Raw genomic sequence first — 17,932 nt, 5'->3', positions numbered from 1 at the left:
CTTACTTCCTACTTATGGAGACAACTCATATGCCTATGGTAAAAATTCGCCCCAAAGGACAAATTACAATACCCTCTGAAATCTTACATGCCTGGAAAATACACACTGAAGATAAAGTGAATGTTAATCTTATTAATGGAATCGTAACCTTAACGCCAGTTAAACGCTTAGAAAATAAAAAATCTATTCTTTCTTATGCTGGTATAGCAAAAGGAATGTGGGGGAAAACAGCTGAAGATATTGATCATTTTATTACTAATGAAAGAGAGTCATGGGAAAAATAAAGCAACACATTGATAAAATTGCAGGGCAATCTGTGTATATTGATACAAACTTGTTTATCTACTTTCTTGATCAAAATACAGAATTTTTTCCTATTTCTGCCGACATTTTAGAAGCCGTTGAACAAGGAAAATTTTTTGCTTTTACCGGTGACTTAACCGTTGCAGAAGCTCTTGTTAAACCTTATCAGCTCAATAACCTTTCACTCATATCTACTTTTAAAGCATTCTTTTTTGCAGATAATTTTCTTTCAATAGCATCACATAATGCAGATACATTTGATCTATCTTCTCAAATTCGTGCCAAATATAAAATGAAGTTTGCAGATGCTCTACATTATGCAACAGCCATAAAATCCGGTTGTCAGTTTTTTATTACCAATGATAAAGGTATTCGCTCAACTGATGATATGGAAGTTATTTTAATAAAAGATTTGTTAAAATAATAATGTTAATGTGACGACACTCTTTAGGACATAAAAACTAAAATTTTAACCACTAATAATAACATCTGATTTTTTTGTACAAATAATGTATCCCGTTTTTTCAGTACTTAATAATTCCCTCTATTCCTTTCTATAATAATTTGTAACTACTCAGATACGCTGAGTAGTTACAAAAGCCTTAGATTTTTCCGCACTGAAGCTATTCACTCCACCCGATTTTTTGAACACCAACGATGCTAAAAACACCCTTCTAGGGTGCCATAAAACCACGTTCTTAGAACGTGGATATTTAATTAATTCAATATCTTGCATTATAAATTCGCGCTCAACTGATTTTCTAGGATAATTAAAATATAGATAATTCTACATTATTATGTTTGTTTTCCATACCCTCCACCACCGGGTGTTTTAACAATCAAACTATCGCCTGGCTGCATGTTAACTTCCGCACAACCTGCTAATTCCACTATCTCCCTCTCGAATCGAAGTACAGTGTTTTCCCCTGTACTCCCGCAAATCCAAAGCCTGGTTTTATACGGTGACTGGATAACAGGCTAACAGTTATCGGCTTTAAAAAGCTAATTTTTCGGATAACGCCATTCCCTCCTTTATATCTACCTGGCCCACTACTATTTGCGCGAATTGAAAATTCTTCCAGGACTACCGGAAAACGTCACTCTAACACTTCAGGATCAGTGATTATCGAATTGATCATATGTGTATGCACGGCATCACAACCATCAAAATTCTCGCCTGCTCCTGTGCCTCCAAAAATCGTTTAACAATACTGATATTCCTGATTGCCAAAGGTGAGATTATTCATGGTTCCCTGCGAGCTGGCGAGTATACCTAAAGCGCCATATAGACAATCAACACTAATTTCGGTTTATACAAATAACTAACATTTCTGATCGTTCATTCAATGATTTACGAGCCACACTGGCTAGTTACTTGCGCCTAGAGATTTTGAGAGCTACAAACGACTTAATTTCAAACAAGACAGCCTTTTTACCAATATTCGAGTACTACCAAATAGATGAGCGCGGTTAGCACGGTAGTATTAATGGGCAGAAGTTTGAATGTCGTTTTAGTTCATTAATTGCGAGGTATTAGCCAAAATACTTCGGCCAAGAAAAAGAAGTATCAGCTGTGACATTAGTGCTCATCCACATACCGGAAAATAGCAAAACCATTAGTGCAGATGGCCACGAAAGACATCACATTTTTGATTTACTCTATAACAACACTTCTGAAGTTAAACCTGATATTTTGTCGAGAGATACCCATGGGGCAAATAGATATAATTTTGCCATACTCCACTTTTTAGTTATCAATTTGCGCCACTATACAAAACCTTCAAAGATCATTTTGAGAAAATGTTTCAGGTCGAGAAATCTAAAGATGTCGAGTAGCTGATCTCTTTGAGGATTCCGATTGATTGGGAGCTAATTACAAGGGAATGGGAGGATATTTGTCGATTGATGATTTCACTAGGGCAGCACAAAACCAGTCAAAGTGTATTAATCAAGAAGTTGTGCCGGTATAAATCGAACACCGTGCATATTAGAACCCATCATGAATACCTCTAGCCTTAAGGCTTTGGCGGAATATGACAGAGCAATAAAAGCGCTATACATACTGGATTATATTGATAGTGAAACACTTCATTGGCATGTTCAACGCGCTCTCAATCGAGGCTAATCATTACACCAGTTAAGGCGTGTATTAGCTGAAACTTACGGTAAGAAATTCAGGGGTAGTCATCATGCAGAGTTAACACTCTGGAATGAGTGCGCGCGTTTGATTGCAAATTGTGTTATTCACTATAACGCTCAAATTCTCTCAGAACTAAAAGAATTCAATGGCACGAAGGGCGTTCGGCAAATCTAGAGGGTTAAAGCGAATATCGCCTGTAGCTTGGTTTCATATCAATTTTTCAGCATTTTATTCCTTTGCTGACTCTGAAAACAGCATGATTTCTCAGCCTAGCTAGAAAAATTCATTTAGAAGCATAATATATCAAAATTTAAGGCGATTTTTTGCAGCCGTAAATTACGGAGGAGAAGTGGAGCTAAGCTTCGTAAAAACGTAGTACCTCTGTAGAGTGCGTATTGTAAGGTTTACAGTGCGTTAAGCGAAAAATATCGAATTTATGCACAAAAGACCTAGAAGCTAGCGGGACTTTTCGTAACGTTGGACTTCAAACCCCATTTACAACATTTGTTAAATTTCAATTATACCTAAATCCTGCAAGCATTATACATAATAATCCACAAAACTCCTTATTAAACAATGATATAATATCATTTTCCTGATTTCACTATCTCATTGTTTTAATGAAGCCCTCTAAAGTATCAAAATCCTCATCTCACGTAAGAAACCGTACCCGAACGGTAAAAATGACATCTACAGCACATGGATTGACAAGCCAGGCGGGACTGATTCCCGTCGTGAAATATTTAGACAGGATAGGTTTTGAAAAAACCGTAAAACAAAGCGTTCCACATCGGCGGGGTGAAAATGCAGACCATCACTTATCTGATGTGGTTCTATTGACGTTGGTTGGCATGATGGGGGGAGCAACATCAATGGCAAAGGTGACGACCGTATGGGCAGATAGCGTACTGCGCAAAGTAGCTGGCTGGATAAAGATTCCTGTTGAAACCACAATTTTACGGATCTTTAAAGAAGTAAGTGATAGGCAGATAAGCCAGTTTGAAACGCTCACGCATACTTTGCGTGGTCAACACTGGCGGCGATTGCTTCGTTCCGGAAAATCGAAAACTGGCATACAATCCGTCCAGTGGGTCGATGTCGATTCAACTGTGGACACCGTTTGTGGTCGACAAGAAGGAAGTGCCAAAGGCTTCAACCCCAAAAAGAAAGGTGCCCGTTCATACCATCCACAACTCGCTTTTCTAGCGGAAACAAAAGAAATTTTACAAGCCTGGTTCCGGACAGGCAATGCCTTTACAAGCAATGGTGTTGTAGAATTTACCAAACAGTTACTTGCACACTTGCCCAATCGGATGCGCATTATTTTTCGCGGTGACAGTGGTTATTTTGTCGGTGATTTGCTTGAATTTCTCGATACCAGAGGGCATGGGTATCTAATAAAGGTTAAACTTAAGAATTTGAACGCATTGCTGGCCAAACAGGCCTGGACAGCCATACAAGGCCGACCCGGTTGGGAGCAGAGCGAGTTTCAATATCGTTGTGGTGGCTGGTCTCGCTCTCGTCAGTTTGTCGCGGTCAGGATAAAGCAACCTAAACAAGTGACAGGACCTCAGTCCGAGCTTTGGGATACGGCAGAATATGACTATTTTTGTTATGTAACAACTGAACCTCTATCGCCTTGGCAAACACATAAGAAGTATGGTGAACGAGCGACGTGCGAAACATGGATTGAAGAAGCAAAATCACAAATGGGTTTAGGTAAAATCAGAACGAATCAATTTCTGGCTAATGCCGCATTATTTCATTGCGCCGTTCTTGCCTACAATACCGTGCGCTGGATGGCTCAATTGAGTGGCAACAAAACGTTGTGCCAATGGGAGCCGGATACACTTCGTACTTATCTGATTCGGGTGGCTGGAAAATTACTCACAGGCAATAATCAGCTGAGAGTCAGAACACCTGCAGGTCCGCTCTATCCACAGGAATGGGATGATTGGGTTAAGGTGGGGTTACTCGCTTAACATTAACCGAAGTTAAGTCACTTTGATTAAAAGGTCATGGCACGTTGGCAGGGTGTTTATTGCCTTGGGCTCGGGGGATATCCATACGATACAAAAAATTTCCTCTATTTATGATTTAAATCTGGATATTTTGATCGGTTGGACAAAGAGGGCTGGCAAAGCGGCAGTAAAAACCTAATAACCACTTAGCTAGACAGGTTAATGAGAGTCAAAATATGGGCTTGCAGGATTTAGGTTATAATGTTATGTTATAACAAAACATTAATTTAACAATATGATTCCAATGAATAAGACAGATAACCCACCTTCCGATCATGTAGTTGATCATGATTGTGCGTGCAAATCGGCTTTACAATCCGCTGAAAATCATTGTAAAAAACAGGGAGTTCGATTGACAGCCATTCGAAAACAAATTCTTCAATTAATGTGTCAAAGTCATCATGCAGTTAAAGCCTATGATTTGTTGGAAGACATTAAATCCGATTTTAAAAATGCAAAACCTGCGACCGTTTATCGTGCATTGGACTTTCTATTGAAGGAAGGTTTTATTCATAAAGTAGAAAGTCTCAATGCATTCATTGCCTGTAACCAAGGACACTGCAACTATGAATGTGTGCTTTTAATTTGTACCCAATGTCATGAAGTTGAGGAGCAGACTGGAAGCAATATGAGTAAGACGGTTACCACTGAACTACAACAATCGAGTTTTATCTCTCATATAAAAACCATTGAAATTCAGGGGATTTGTGTCAATTGTGTTTCGTAACAAGGAAAGAAAATTTGTAATGGACGTTAGGATACAACATGCCTTGGTTACGAGTAAATATTGCTCATCACTACCCGCTCAGGGTTCATATTTTGAATCCAAACTGACCCTAAAATGAAAGCTTCATTTTTTATTAACTTAATCAATATAACTCGGTATATGGTCTTGTTAGGCATGTTTGGAATTGTCTCAAAGTCTTTTGCGCAGCCAATAGATTTGGAAGCAATGGAAATCCTTAGCGCCCCCATCAGCGACCCGCAATCTTCTCAGACAAACTTATTGCAGGGGGATTCTTTACGATTAAAACAAAGTGATACCTTAGGTAAATTATTGGAAACGGAGTTAGGGGTCAGCAACGCTTCATTTGGCCAAGGTGTGGGCGTTCCTGTTATTCGTGGTTTAACCGGATCACGTATACGCATATTACAAAACGGTTTGGGTAGTCATGATGCTTCCAGCTTGAGTCCTGATCATGCGGTAGCCATAGAACCGATTTTTGCGGAAAGCATTCGCATTTCACTTGGATCAGAAAGCATTCGTTATGGCGGCAATGCCATTGGCGGAATTGTTGAAGTCAAAGACTATCGCATTCCTGAACAACGCATGGATCAGCTCCTAAGTGGTTGGCTTGAAAGCCGCTATGATACCAATGGAGAAGGTACGAATTCTGCCTTTAGAGTCAATCTGGAAAAAGACTGGTTAGGATTGACCATGGGTGGTTTTCATCGGCATCGCAACGATACACAAATTCCTGGCCTAGCGATTGACACCGACTTTATTACCCAACAATTTGATTTAACTGATTTCAATAATGCTGAAGGCACTATCCCTAATAGCGATAGCAAAAGTTACGGCGGCTTTGGCGGTGCTTCCTGGTTAGGTGAGCAAGCGATGGCCGGTATGTCGGTCAGTTACACCGAAAACCAATACGGTATTCCTAAGGGCAGTCACGGCTTAGATCCTAATCATCTGGATGGACTGGAGTTCATTCTGCCGCAACTGGATGACATAAAAGGATTTGAGGATATTCTTGGATCACAAGCGTTGTTTCCGAATATCCGTATCGCCATGCAAAACATACGTTATGACTTTAAAGGCGAGTGGTACGATCCTGTGGAAGGTATTGATAACATACGGTTTCAATACGCTTACGTTGATTATCAGCATACAGAAAACGAAGGTGGATCACTGTTTACATTAGTGAGTAATGATACCGGTGAAGGTCGATTTGAAATAGATCATCATTTTGGTGAAGGTTTTACGGGCAGTACTGGCGTGCAATGGGTCGACCAGGATTTTTCTGCGTTGGGTATTGAAACCTTTGTGCCGGAAACGCAAAAACAGTCCTGGGGAATCTTCACCACTCAAAATTACTCTTGGAAAGACTGGGTCATCACCGGTGGTGTCCGTTATGAACAAACATACATCGATCCCAATGCCACAACGCTGCGTTTACGAGGCAGCGCATTGCCACCGGTTTCATTGCCCGATAAACTAAGCTATGACGCTGTATCTGGCGCGTTTTCCATACGTTGGAATTTCATACCAGAAGCCAATGTCAACTTGTCATTCAACTATGGACAGCGCTCACCGGATATTCAGGAACTGTTATCATTTGGTCCCCATTTATCAACCCGAACCTTTGATATTGGCAATGTCGCTTTAGAAAACGAAACCATGAAACGCATTGATTTAGGCGTGGATTGGCAATCCGATGGGCTGTCTTTCAAATTAAACGGATTTTATAACCGGATAGACGATTATATTTATCAACAAAACACCGGGGTTTTCTACGAAATCGATAATGAAGTGATTCGTCAACGCTGTGTCAGTGAAGCAGGATGTGTTCCGATATATGCCTATAATCAACAAAATGCTGAGTTTTTTGGTTATGAAGCAGAAGTGAGTATGCCACTTTATGAATCATCCTACGCCAATCTATCACTCACGCTGTTTTCCGATTATGTCCGCGCGCGTTTCAAAACGGATGATGTGCCGCGCATTCCTCCTCTGCGTTATGGCGCAGAACTAGGTCTCGGTCAACACATCTGGAATGCAAACTTACGTTATTCACGCAGCGAAGCACAAGACCATAGTGGCGCATTTGAATCAGAAACGTCTGGCTATAACTTGTTAAGTGCCAGTGTTGATTACCACCTGGATATCACTGAAAAAATTGAATTATGGTTGTTTGCCAAAGCCAACAATTTATTGAACGAAGAAATACGCAATTCCGTGTCTTTTCTAAGAAATTATGCGCCGGAACCGGGACAAAGCTTTGTCTTTGGTTTTCGAGCCAGTTACTAACCTGAATGATTATTTTAAATTAAACATGATAAAAAACACTTTAATTATCAAAATCACCCGGTATTTTTGCTTTACCGTGATGTTCATTTTTCCCTCTATTGCTGCAGCCATCCATCTGGATGTTGAAATCTGGGGGGAAGACGACACCTTATTTGCTGGCTATTGCCGAACCCCTGGCGTAGTGGGTTGCGACACAGATGGCTTGCTTGAACATTTTTCTTTACCAGCCAATGTTTTACCGGTTGAAGCAGCCACCGGTAAATTTATTTTTCTGACCGATTTTCAGGATTTGTCAGGTGGACAATTTAAAACCAAAAACCCAGGTTTTCAATCCATTCAAAGTGCTTTATTGCCCAATGAATTAATCAGTTATCGTGCTTTAGGCCATTTACGCTATTGGGATCCCGCTATATCTACTTGGGTTCAGGCTCCGCCGGATGTTCGTATTGCTGTTTATGGTGGCTTAGAGGCCAGCGCAGGGCTATCAACGGATTACAATGCCTGCGCAGGACAATTGCTTTGTTTTAATGCGGATAATTTTAGTACAGAAAGTAACACCCTTTTTTCCGCTCAAGGTGTTTCAGGAAGTAAAGAAATGGTCATCGACATCACCAGTGAGTCAGGTATTTTACACACCCATTTGAGTTTTTTTCTGGAAAATCAGCAGGGCGATTTAGGCGGTCCAGCCGGTGCTTATCTCATTGAAATTCAAGCATTCTCGAATGCCCGCCCTATATCCAGTGAACCCTTTTTAATACTGTTTAATGCCGGTTTGGATGACAATCAATTTTCAAACGCGCTATTGAGCTTAATTGATCAGACAAATGGTAATGGTCAACCCGGCTCTGTGCCAGAAAATCCGGTTTTTCCTCTTTCCATTCTAGGGGATGTTGATTTGGATGGCGATGTGGACCGACTCGATGTGGCTTTAATTTTATTGGCTGCACAAAATCAAGATGCTGTGCAAGCCGAAAATGTGATGTTTGATGTCGACAATGATGGCCTGATTACGCGTCAGGATTCCCATTTAGCAAAAAGCTTATGTAGTTTAAGGTTGTGTCAAATACCCAGTGCCGTACAAGCTGAACTCATCCAAAAAGTTGCCGTATTTGAGAGTACCGAGAAGCAATTGATATTAAATGACGTTCGGATCGATAGCCAGCAATACCGGACTATATTACAGCAATCAGAAGATAATATTTTCACTCTGCAATCGGCTGTTCCGGCCGAACTACCCTATGCCTTTCCAGCGTATTATAAAGCCAGTAACGGCTTACTTGAAATACCTGTGTTATCGGTAGACAAGCAATATTACCGTGTCACTTTGCGAAATATTGGCGATTTTAACTTCCGTTTGGAAACCATTAAAAAAATAGACCATTTACTTAATTAATAAGGAGAAAACACTATCGAACTACCCTAGGTAACACGCAATAAAAAAACCACCTATATTGCGCAGGATTTTTGTTTGTCTTCAAAGCCTGCCCCGTACTGGATACGGGGGCGTAGAAATAGGCACATAGCCAGCTACGTAGCTATTTCTACAACACTGAAGACGGACAAAAAGACTAGCAAGATGGGGGCGGGTTATTTGTTGCGAGTTGCCCTACCTTTCCTACGCATTATAAAGCCAGTAAAGGTTTACTTGAAATACCTGTGTTATCAGTAAACAACCAATATCACCGTGTCACTTTGCGAAATATTGGCGATTTTAACTTCCGTTTGGAAGCCATTAAAAAAATAGAACATTTACTTAATTATTAAGGAAAAAACACTATGTTAAAAAAAGCGATCATTCCATCTTTGTTGGTAGCATTCAGCTTTCCTGCTTTTGCTGCAGACGACCATTTACATGCAGGCGATTTGCAACCTTGGCGTCAAGGTGCCGAAATTTTTCTCAACAGTCAATTATTCGAAGTTGACCTAGGCGATTTGGGCGGCGGCCCTTTTGCAACGGATGACCCCGGAATAGATGTCAACATTGAAAAAGGCGCCTTTAATCCAGATAATTGGTTGCAATTCCAGGCTGTTGCCCCCTTACAATTCTGGGACGGTGACGAATGGACGACTTCAATGCCTAATGGTGAACACATCAATATAGTGGATGCGCTGGATCAAACTATTCGTATTGATGGACATGACATTTCCAACAATTTAGCCGTGATTGGTGAATTTGAAGCCGACGGCGGGTTACATACCCATATCGATTTTTCTCTACAAGATGCCAGCAATACTCTAAGTGGCAGCCAAGGTGCTTACCGGATAGAACTCAAACTATTTGAATCTGCAGCCAACAGTGAACTATCGGTTTCTTATGCTGCAAAACCTGTGGTGATTGTTTTTAATCAAGGATTAGCTGAAGCAGAATTTGAACATGCGGTTGAAGCCTTGGAAGACGCACATGAAGGCGCACATGAAGGTGCAGAATATGACGATATAACCGGTATTTTATCCATTCCGGAAGTTGAAGCATTCGGTAAACACTACACAATCCAATTAAATGATCAGGGCAATTTCCTGTTTCAATTAAGTGAAGCTCATGAAGTTGAGGATGATGACGAACATGCTCACGAACAATAACTGTTATTTCTTGAACTTTGCACAAAAAAACAGAGCTCAAACTATACTTCGCGCGGTTACGGATGCGGAATTTATAACGCGCTGATTTTTGTCAAAAGCAAGGCGCTGAAACAGGCGCATAGCCGGCTACGCAACTGTTTCAGAAACACAGCTATCGGCAAAAACTCAGCTGTTAGAAATCCGCAGTCGTGGCCGCGCGAAGTATATGTATCAAGCCCTTTTATAGTGAATAAAAGGGCCACACTGATCAATAACTATTTAATTATGATGTGTGGCACGCCAGTCTCTTAGACTTATGCTCGAAGACGCGCCTGCCACGCTCATGCACTTATGTTGCGAGATTTTCTATGGAAAAAACAAAAGGACTACCCGTTACCGTACTTTCAGGGTTTCTGGGTGCTGGAAAAACCACTGTACTCAGTCATATCCTGAATAACAGACAAAACAAAAAAGTCGCAGTCATTGTCAATGACATGAGCGAAATCAATATTGATGCCTCGATTGTGCAAAGTGAAATATCACTCAATCGCAGTGAAGAAAAATTAGTAGAAATGAGCAATGGCTGTATTTGCTGTACTTTACGTGAGGACCTGTTACTCGAAGTCAGCAAACTGACAAAAGACGGTCGCTTTGATTATTTGCTTATTGAATCAACGGGCATATCAGAGCCACTTCCGGTTGCAGAAACCTTCACTTTTACAGATGAAAATGGCGTGTCTTTATCCGATATTGCAACGCTGGACACCATGGTCACTGTTGTCGATGCTGTTAATTTTTTAAACGATTACGAAGCCGCACACTCCCTACAGGAAAGCGGTGAATCACTAGGTGAAGACGATGAGCGTAGTGTCTCGGATTTACTGGTCGATCAGGTGGAATTTGCAGATGTCATCCTGATCAGCAAAGCCGATCTGGTTAGTTCTGCCGACATCGAACGCTTGACCGCTATATTGAAAACGCTGAATATGATGCACAAATCCTGCCGATTACACAGGGGCATGTGGATATTGATGCGGTACTGGGCACTGGACTGTTCAATTGCGGACATAAATCATGCTGTCGACAATAAGCTACCTGTGATTGGCCTGATGCCTGCCAGTGCTCTATGTGAATAGGCCAGAAAGTCTTTGCCTGTATTTTTTCTAACGCTGCCATTTAAAATTCCCCGTGGTATTTAACAATGGGGATAGTTTGGCATTAATCTGAGTTGCCGTGAAGTACGCTGACTATTGAGCGCTTACGCACTATTGAAAGGCGAACGTTGGGAGGGCAATGAAAATGCCGGGCTGGTTCACCGCTCACCTGCTATAAACGAAGGTGAAAGGCGATTGCTGTTAACTCTGGATTTTATGAATTAAGGCCTAACAATCTATGCTAATCAAACTTGAAAACGGTTCGATATACGATCCAGACCTGAATTGTCATGGCGACATTGGCAACCTGTTCATTCAGGACGGCATTATTATTGCCGATGCCGCCCTGCTGTTTAAAAATGGCCAGATGGTAGTGCAGGATGGTGTCGTCATTAATAAACTGACTGGGCTAGCTCAGACTATCGCTATGAAAGCCTGGCAACCTTGTCTTCAATAACTGTTGCCCAGTTTGATGTATTTCCAGGCATTCATCAAGTTCATGCCCTATGGATCACTGAAAACAACAAGGTGGTAAAACACTGGACGCTGAAAACAGAATAATAAATTTAAGGGGATAAGAGGTCACAAAAGTGGAAACAACACAGAAAATCACGGATAAATTATCGATCAGTTTATCATTGCTATGCGCGGTTCATTGTCTGGCTGTGCCAGTCATGTTGGCGTTACTGCCAAGCATGGCGGCTTTGCAACTTGATAACGAAGCGTTTCATTACTGGATGCTATTGGCTGTCATACCGACTAGCATCTACGCCTTAAGCATGGGATGTGAACGGCATAAACACTTCCGTTTACTTATTGTGGGAGGCACGGGGCTCGCGCTGCTTGTTCTGGCTGTGATGTTAGGTGAAGAAATCATCGGGGAATCTGGAGAAAAAATCTTGACGGTAATAGGCGCCAGTTTTGTTGCGGCAGGACATTTTTGGAATTTTCGCCTCTGCCGACAGCTGGATTGCGCTTGCCCGGATCATCACTAAGCCAATGCTGCGTGATTATTTTAAAAGTCTTGAGCAAAAGGCACCTAGTGACCCACCGCTTGAACTCAATAAGATCATCGACAAACTTGCCTATAACGAGGCAGGGTTGATTCCAGTTATCACCCAGGATGCCGCTAGCAAAACAGTGCTTATGTTAGCCTGGATGAATAAACAAGCGCTTCTCCTGACGATATCGACTCAACGCATGACCTATTGGTCTCGAAGCCGAGAGCGATTATGGAAAAAAGGTGAAACAAGTGGGCACGTTCAAGCCCTTGTCTCGATGTCTTTCGATTGTGATGGTGACGCGATACTCTGTCAGGTCGACCAGACTGGCGCCGCCTGTCATACAGGTCGTGCGGATTGTTTTTATCTCAAGGTCGATGTCGAAAAACAACAAATTTCCATCAAGACTCAGGCTAAAAAAGTCCCTTATCCTGATGAAAAAAATACCCATAAATAATAAACATCAACAATGAAGACTAAATCAAAAAACATTAACGCGGTTCCCACCAATATTATCACCGGTTTTTTAGGTGTCGGGAAAACCACTGCCATTTTACATTTACTTAATAACAAACCGTCTGACCAGCGCTGGGCGGTGCTGGTCAATGAATTTGGCGAGATTGGCGTGGATGGTAGTTTGTTTGAGGGGCAACACGCAAATGAGGAAGGCGTCTTTATTCGTGAAGTACCGGGCGGTTGCATGTGTTGTGCCGCTGGTTTACCGATGCAAATTGCCTTAAACGAATTGTTGACCCGGGCAAAACCGGATCGCTTGCTGATTGAACCGACGGGGCTGGGTCATCCCGAAGAAGTTTTGCAGGTTCTGTCTGCCGAACACTACCGGGAGGTATTGTCTTTACAAAAAATTCTGACTTTGGTCGATGCACGCAAACTGTCCGACCCACGTTATACAACACATGAAACCTTTAAACAGCAGATTGCCATTGCAGATATTGTGATCGGTAATAAAACGGACTTGTACCGGGATATTGACAAGCCTATGCTTGAAGAATATTTTGCGCTATATGCACCCCCTAAAAGCCGGGTGATTTTTACCCAGAACGGGCAAATATCACCTACAGAATTAGAAGGCGCCACAGCGGCTGTTGCAGCTATTGCAGATGCTCATCACCATCATGCAACGCAGCAAAAACCCCTAATATCCGAACAGCCTTTCCCGGACTCTGGTTATATTAAAGCGCACAACCAAGGCGAAGGCTTTCAAAGCATAGGCTGGCGCTTTTCCCCCAGGCATGTGTTTGAACACAAAAAGCTGTTCGATTTGTTAAACGGCATCAACGCTGAAAGAATGAAAGCGGTATTTATCACCGACAAGGGAGTGTTTGCCTACAATCTGACCGCTGACGCCTTAACCGAATTCGTGCTGGACGAGTGCATGGAAAGCCGGATTGAAATCATATCTGAATCTCTGGATGACTCATTGGAAGATCAATTAATGGGCTGTATCGTCAGTTGACAACACTCTTCCGTATAAATTTCATAAGACTGCATCTGCATGGCGTAGGAGGCTGTTGCTGTTTCATTCTTGACAACAGAGGTTTTCAAAATGTCTGAAATCCAGAACGGATCATACAATGAATCAAGCTTCAGTCCATTTGGATAACTGACAAAAATGATTTGATTGGACGGCGGTGGAAGCACATGAATACAGGCGTCAAAATAGGGAACCAGGAAAAACTGAGTCACGGATCGTTCATCATTAAATTCCAAAGGCACAATTATTATGTTTAATTTCCAAACCCGCCACCACCGGGTGTTTTAACAATCAAACTATCGCCTGGCTGCATGTTAACTTCCGCACAACCTGCTAATGCTACTACCTCCCCTTCAAATCGAAGTACAGTGTTTTCCCCTGTACTCCCGCCCATACCCCCTTGTAATCCAAAGCCAGGTTTTAATCGGTGACTGGATAACAGGCTAACAGTCATTGGCTTTAAAAATTTAATTTTCCGGACAACGCCATTCCCTCCTTTATACCTACCTGGCCCACCACTATTTGCGCGAATTGAAAATTCTTCCAGGATTACCGGAAAGCGCCACTCTAACACTTCAGGATCAGTAATTCTCGAATTGGTCATATGTGTATGCACGGCATCACAACCATCAAAATTCTCGCCTGCCCCTGCGCCACCACAAATCGTTTCATAATATTGATATTCCTGATTGCCAAAGGTGAGGTTATTCATCGTTCCCTGCGAGCTGGCGAGTATACCTAAAGCGCCATATAGACAATCAACAATATATTGTGAAGTTTCAACATTACCTGCGACAACGGCTGCCGGATACTGAGGGTTTAACATGGAATTTTCTGGAATTATGATATTCAAAGGTTGCAGACAACCTGCATTGAGTGGGATGTCATCTTTAACTAAGGTACGAAATACATATAAAACCGCAGCCTTGCACACTGCAGCGGGTGCATTAAAGTTACTCTTTAATTGTGCGCTGGTACCGGTAAAGTTAATGGTTGCGCTTCTTTGTTGTTGATTAATCGCAATGGACACCACGATCTTAGCGCCGTTGTCCATAACATTTGTAAAACACCCATTACTTAAAGTTCCCAGTATTTGGCGTACCGATTCTGCCGCATTATTTTGCACATGCTGCATATAACTCAAAACGGTTACCAGTGAGTAATGTGCAACCATTTGCTCTAGTTCTTGACGGCCTTTATTATTTGCTGCAATTTGCGCCTGCAAATCAGCGATATTTTGCTCTATATTACGTGCTGGGTGGCTGCTTGAAGATAACCACTCGCGAATCAGTTGTTCCTGAAACTCACCATTGATAACGATAGGCATGCCCGCGCTGATAACCCCTTCTTCAACTATACTTTGGCTATGTGCCGGCATAGAGCCCGGGCTAATACCGCCCACATCAGCATGATGCCCCCTGGATGCGACAAAAAACAATAGTTGCTGCTGTTCGAAGACAGGCGTTACCACGGTAATATCCGGCAAATGCGTGCCACCATGATAAGGTGAATTAATTAAATACACCCCATCAGCCTGAATATTGACTGCCTGGTTATTCAATAAGGACAGCACGCTTTCTCCCATAGACCCTAAATGCACCGGTATATGCGGGGCATTGGCAATAAGCTCGCCCTGCGCATTAAACAGCGCACAGGAAAAATCCAGGCGCTCTTTAATGTTCACCGAATAGGCCGTATTTTGCAGCACGAAGCCCATTTGTTCGGCAATCGACATAAATAATTTATTAAATATCTCCAGCATTACCGGATCCACCGTAGTCCCAATAGCAACCTGCCCTTGTATTGGACAATACCGCGTTAAAATCAGGTTACCGTGCACACTCACCTGCGCTTGCCAGTCTGGTTCAATAATTGTAGTTGCGGTCGCTTCGATAATGATAGCTGCACCCTGAATGATCTGACCTATTGCAAGTTCATTGCGTTGGTAGACGGGCGTTGCATGATACGCATTATTACTAAACATGCGGGTGTGCATAAAGGCACTAGCGTTTTGTTCTTGCTGACTATTATTTAATAAAGATACTTGTATAGGCGATTCGTTTTTGGCGATGACTTCCAGACTGATCGACTCAATAATCAGTGGTTTATCTTGATACACAAAACCGAACTGCTTTCGATAAGCCTGTTCAAATGCGCACTGCATCAATTGTTTATCTGCAAAGGCTACAACTAAGGCTGTATCTGTTCCTAAGTAACGCAAGTGTAAAGAGGCGATAAACTCTATCGATTGAAGTTTAGGAGATTGCTCCAGCATTTCCTGCTTGCCTAGATCTCGCAATGCTGCAAACAAGTCTTCCAGTTGAGTGTAACTCACTTCATCCCAGGCTTGTTCTAAGGCTTTATCCTTTAATAATCTATAATCAGCTAGCCCCATGCCATAAGCCGATAACACACCAGCAAAAGGATGCAACATAACCTGTTGCATACCAAGTCTATCAGCTACTTTACAGGCATGTTGCCCACCTGCAGCGCCATAGCAGCATAAAGTATATTCAGCGACGTTATAGCCTTTTTGTACCGAGATTTTCTTGATTGCATTAGCCATATTTTCAATGGCAATACTTATAAAGCCTTCAGCTACTTGCTGTGGGCTCTTCTGCACATCAGTTGCAAGCTGGATCTGCTCTGCTAATTCAGCAAACAGCTGTTTTACTCTATCGATATCTAGAGATAAATCTGCATTCTCGCCAAATACGGCCGGAAACACCGGTAACTTACCTAACAACAAGTTGGCGTCCGTAACTGTTAAAGGCCCGCCCCTGCGATAACTGGCAGGCCCTGGATTTGCACCCGCAGAATCAGGCCCAACCCGATAACGCATGCCATCAAAAAATAACACAGATCCCCCACCCGCAGCTACGGTATGTATATTCATCATGGGCACACGCATTCTTACCCCGGCAACTTCAGTTTCAAAACTGCGTTCTAGCTTACCTGCATAATGCGCGACATCGGTTGAGGTTCCACCCATATCAAAGGCGATAATTTTACTAAAGCCAGCCTGCTCTGCTGTAGCAATAGCGCCGACTATGCCACCTGCAGGTCCGGATAAAATACTATCTTTGCCCTGAAAGCTGTTTGCATCTGTTAAACCACCATTTGACTGCATAAACAACAGCTGAATTGCATCATTAGAGTGCTCTGAATATTGCTGTAAACCATTGCTAACTTGCTCTACATAACGTCGTAATAAGGGTGATAAATAAGCATCCACCACAGTCGTATCGCCACGGCTAACAATTTTTATAAAGGGACTGACTTGATGTGAAACCGAGATTTGCGTAAAACCTATTTGCTTAGCTAATGCGGCCAATTGCAATTCATGCTCAGGGTATGCCCAGGCATGCATTAAGACGATAGCTACGCTACGCAGGCCATGTTGATAGACTGCCTGTAGTTGTTGTTCTGCATGCAGTGTATTTAAAGGGGTTAATACTTCACCCTGCGCATTCAGCCGTTCTTCAATTTCAATGACCTCCTGATATAGCAATTCAGGTAATTGTATATTTAAGGCAAAAATATCAGGGCGATTCTGATAGGCAATGCGCAAGCAATCTTTAAAACCCTGAGTAATCAATAATACAGTGGGTTCACCCTGACGCTCTAATAAGGCATTAGTGCCCACCGTGGTGCCCATTTTTATCGTTGAAATTTTTTTAGACGGCTGCTTAACATCCTGAGCTAGCAACTCATTTATACCCTGCAGTGTTGCATCCTGATAGTGTTGCGGATTTTCCGAAAGTAGCTTATGGCTGATTAACTGACCATCTGGTCTACGCGCGACTATATCAGTAAAAGTACCGCCTCGGTCGATCCAGAATTGCCACTGTTGATCAGAAATTTTCATTATAGTTAGCTATATTTATAAAATAATTAGGGCGCAAAATTAGCTAGATGATTATGCCATAGCAGCAGGCTAAAGCCACGTCCTGTAAGCTTTTTCTTATGTGCCGTCGACTTATTAATGCTACCTAAATCCTGCAAGCCCATATTTTGACTCTCATTAACCTGTCTAGCTAAGTGGTTATTAGGTTTTTACTGCCGCTTTGCCAGCCCTCTTTGTCCAACCGATCAAAATATCCAGATTTAAATCATAAATAGAGGAAATTTTTTGTATCGTATGGATATCCCCCGAGCCCAAGGCAATAAACACCCTGCCAACGTGCCATGACCTTTTAATCAAAGTGACTTAACTTCGGTTAAT

At 42.2% G+C, this 17,932-nt stretch carries 16 protein-coding genes and 4 pseudogenes; 16 read left to right on the top strand and 4 right to left on the bottom strand.

Translation table 11 applies throughout. From position 1 onward, the window contains the following. The first annotated feature begins 29 nt into the window (after window positions 1-29). Together ACQY3F_RS07315 and ACQY3F_RS07310 are read left to right on the top strand one after the other, a co-directional pair. Window positions 30-284: an AbrB/MazE/SpoVT family DNA-binding domain-containing protein gene (locus ACQY3F_RS07315; RefSeq protein ID WP_428354225.1), complete on the top strand. Its 255-nt coding sequence runs from the start codon at window positions 30-32 to the stop codon at window positions 282-284. Then, window positions 272-727 carry a type II toxin-antitoxin system VapC family toxin gene (locus ACQY3F_RS07310; protein ID WP_428354224.1) on the top strand — a complete coding sequence of 152 codons (456 nt, stop codon included), beginning with the start codon at window positions 272-274 and terminating at the stop codon, window positions 725-727. Before ACQY3F_RS07315 ends, ACQY3F_RS07310 begins: the two co-directional genes overlap by 13 nt. 371 nt (window positions 728-1,098) lie before the next feature. Here the strand turns inward: ACQY3F_RS07310 and ACQY3F_RS07305 are convergent. Further along, window positions 1,099-1,454: pseudogene (locus tag ACQY3F_RS07305) on the bottom strand (hydantoinase B/oxoprolinase family protein). A gap of 398 nt (window positions 1,455-1,852) precedes the next feature. Between ACQY3F_RS07305 and ACQY3F_RS07300 the strand changes: the two are divergent. From ACQY3F_RS07300 to ACQY3F_RS07260, 9 genes and pseudogenes are all read left to right on the top strand, one after another. Then, window positions 1,853-2,143, top strand: a pseudogene (locus ACQY3F_RS07300) (Tn3 family transposase); the annotation flags it as partial. Between the two features lie 5 nt (window positions 2,144-2,148). After that, window positions 2,149-2,316, top strand: coding sequence for a Tn3 family transposase (locus ACQY3F_RS07295; protein WP_428354223.1), 168 nt, complete (start codon window positions 2,149-2,151; stop codon window positions 2,314-2,316). Further along, window positions 2,303-2,617 (top strand): annotated as a pseudogene (locus ACQY3F_RS07290) (Tn3 family transposase). Before ACQY3F_RS07295 ends, ACQY3F_RS07290 begins: the two are co-directional and overlap by 14 nt. Before the next feature lie 446 nt (window positions 2,618-3,063). Beyond that, complete coding sequence (locus ACQY3F_RS07285) at window positions 3,064-4,425, top strand: IS1380 family transposase (protein WP_428352976.1); 1,362 nt, start codon at window positions 3,064-3,066, stop codon at window positions 4,423-4,425. A 283-nt stretch (window positions 4,426-4,708) separates the two neighbouring features. Then, window positions 4,709-5,191, top strand: a complete 483-nt coding sequence (locus tag ACQY3F_RS07280; protein WP_428354222.1) for a transcriptional repressor — start codon at window positions 4,709-4,711, stop codon at window positions 5,189-5,191. A 114-nt stretch (window positions 5,192-5,305) separates the two neighbouring features. After that, window positions 5,306-7,498, top strand: coding sequence for a TonB-dependent receptor (locus ACQY3F_RS07275; protein ID WP_428354221.1), 2,193 nt, complete (start codon window positions 5,306-5,308; stop codon window positions 7,496-7,498). 25 nt (window positions 7,499-7,523) lie between these two features. Beyond that, complete coding sequence (locus tag ACQY3F_RS07270) at window positions 7,524-8,891, top strand: hypothetical protein (protein ID WP_428354220.1); 1,368 nt, start codon at window positions 7,524-7,526, stop codon at window positions 8,889-8,891. 383 nt (window positions 8,892-9,274) lie between these two features. Next, window positions 9,275-10,078, top strand: coding sequence for a hypothetical protein (locus ACQY3F_RS07265; RefSeq protein WP_428354219.1), 804 nt, complete (start codon window positions 9,275-9,277; stop codon window positions 10,076-10,078). Window positions 10,079-10,425: 347 nt separating this feature from the next. Next, window positions 10,426-10,992: pseudogene (locus ACQY3F_RS07260) on the top strand (GTP-binding protein); the annotation flags it as partial. A 31-nt stretch (window positions 10,993-11,023) separates the two neighbouring features. On the opposite strand, the gene tnpA reads toward ACQY3F_RS07260, so the two are convergent. Then, window positions 11,024-11,233, bottom strand: coding sequence for an IS66 family insertion sequence element accessory protein TnpA (gene tnpA / locus ACQY3F_RS07255; RefSeq protein WP_428354218.1), 210 nt, complete (start codon window positions 11,231-11,233; stop codon window positions 11,024-11,026). A gap of 74 nt (window positions 11,234-11,307) precedes the next feature. Here tnpA and ACQY3F_RS07250 point away from each other — a divergent pair, with 74 nt between their 5' ends. The 5 genes from ACQY3F_RS07250 (at window position 11,308) to ACQY3F_RS07230 (ending at window position 13,689) form a co-directional block, all read left to right on the top strand. After that, entirely contained in the window at window positions 11,308-11,436 is a 129-nt protein-coding gene (locus ACQY3F_RS07250) for a DUF1826 domain-containing protein (RefSeq protein WP_428354217.1), read from the top strand. Window positions 11,437-11,449: 13 nt separating this feature from the next. Then, window positions 11,450-11,668 (top strand): hypothetical protein, encoded by a 219-nt coding sequence (locus tag ACQY3F_RS07245; protein WP_428354216.1) that lies wholly within the window; start codon window positions 11,450-11,452, stop codon window positions 11,666-11,668. Between the two features lie 133 nt (window positions 11,669-11,801). Continuing rightward, the gene (locus ACQY3F_RS07240; protein ID WP_428354215.1) at window positions 11,802-12,206 is read left to right on the top strand and encodes a MerC domain-containing protein; all 405 of its coding nucleotides are present in this window, start codon (window positions 11,802-11,804) and stop codon (window positions 12,204-12,206) included. After that, window positions 12,133-12,669, top strand: coding sequence for a phosphoribosyl-AMP cyclohydrolase (hisI, locus tag ACQY3F_RS07235; protein WP_428354214.1), 537 nt, complete (start codon window positions 12,133-12,135; stop codon window positions 12,667-12,669). Before ACQY3F_RS07240 ends, hisI begins: the two co-directional genes overlap by 74 nt. 12 nt (window positions 12,670-12,681) lie before the next feature. Then, window positions 12,682-13,689: a CobW family GTP-binding protein gene (locus ACQY3F_RS07230; RefSeq protein WP_428354213.1), complete on the top strand. Its 1,008-nt coding sequence runs from the start codon at window positions 12,682-12,684 to the stop codon at window positions 13,687-13,689. On the opposite strand, the gene ACQY3F_RS07225 is transcribed toward ACQY3F_RS07230, so the two are convergent. Continuing rightward, a complete protein-coding gene (locus ACQY3F_RS07225) occupies window positions 13,662-13,949 on the bottom strand; it encodes a DUF3299 domain-containing protein (RefSeq protein ID WP_428354212.1) in 288 nt (95 codons plus the stop codon). The two genes, ACQY3F_RS07230 and ACQY3F_RS07225, sit on opposite strands and share 28 nt — an antisense overlap. A gap of 11 nt (window positions 13,950-13,960) precedes the next feature. Next, window positions 13,961-17,575: a hydantoinase B/oxoprolinase family protein gene (locus ACQY3F_RS07220; RefSeq protein WP_428354211.1), complete on the bottom strand. Its 3,615-nt coding sequence runs from the start codon at window positions 17,573-17,575 to the stop codon at window positions 13,961-13,963. Window positions 17,576-17,932: the final 357 nt, after the last annotated feature.

It is taken from the genome of Methyloprofundus sp. (assembly GCF_965251085.1).
In the GTDB taxonomy this organism is placed as follows: Bacteria; Pseudomonadota; Gammaproteobacteria; order Methylococcales; family Methylomonadaceae; genus Methyloprofundus.
The sequence above is the reverse complement of the archived record's forward strand: the minus strand, read 5'-3'. Positions and strand labels throughout refer to the sequence as shown.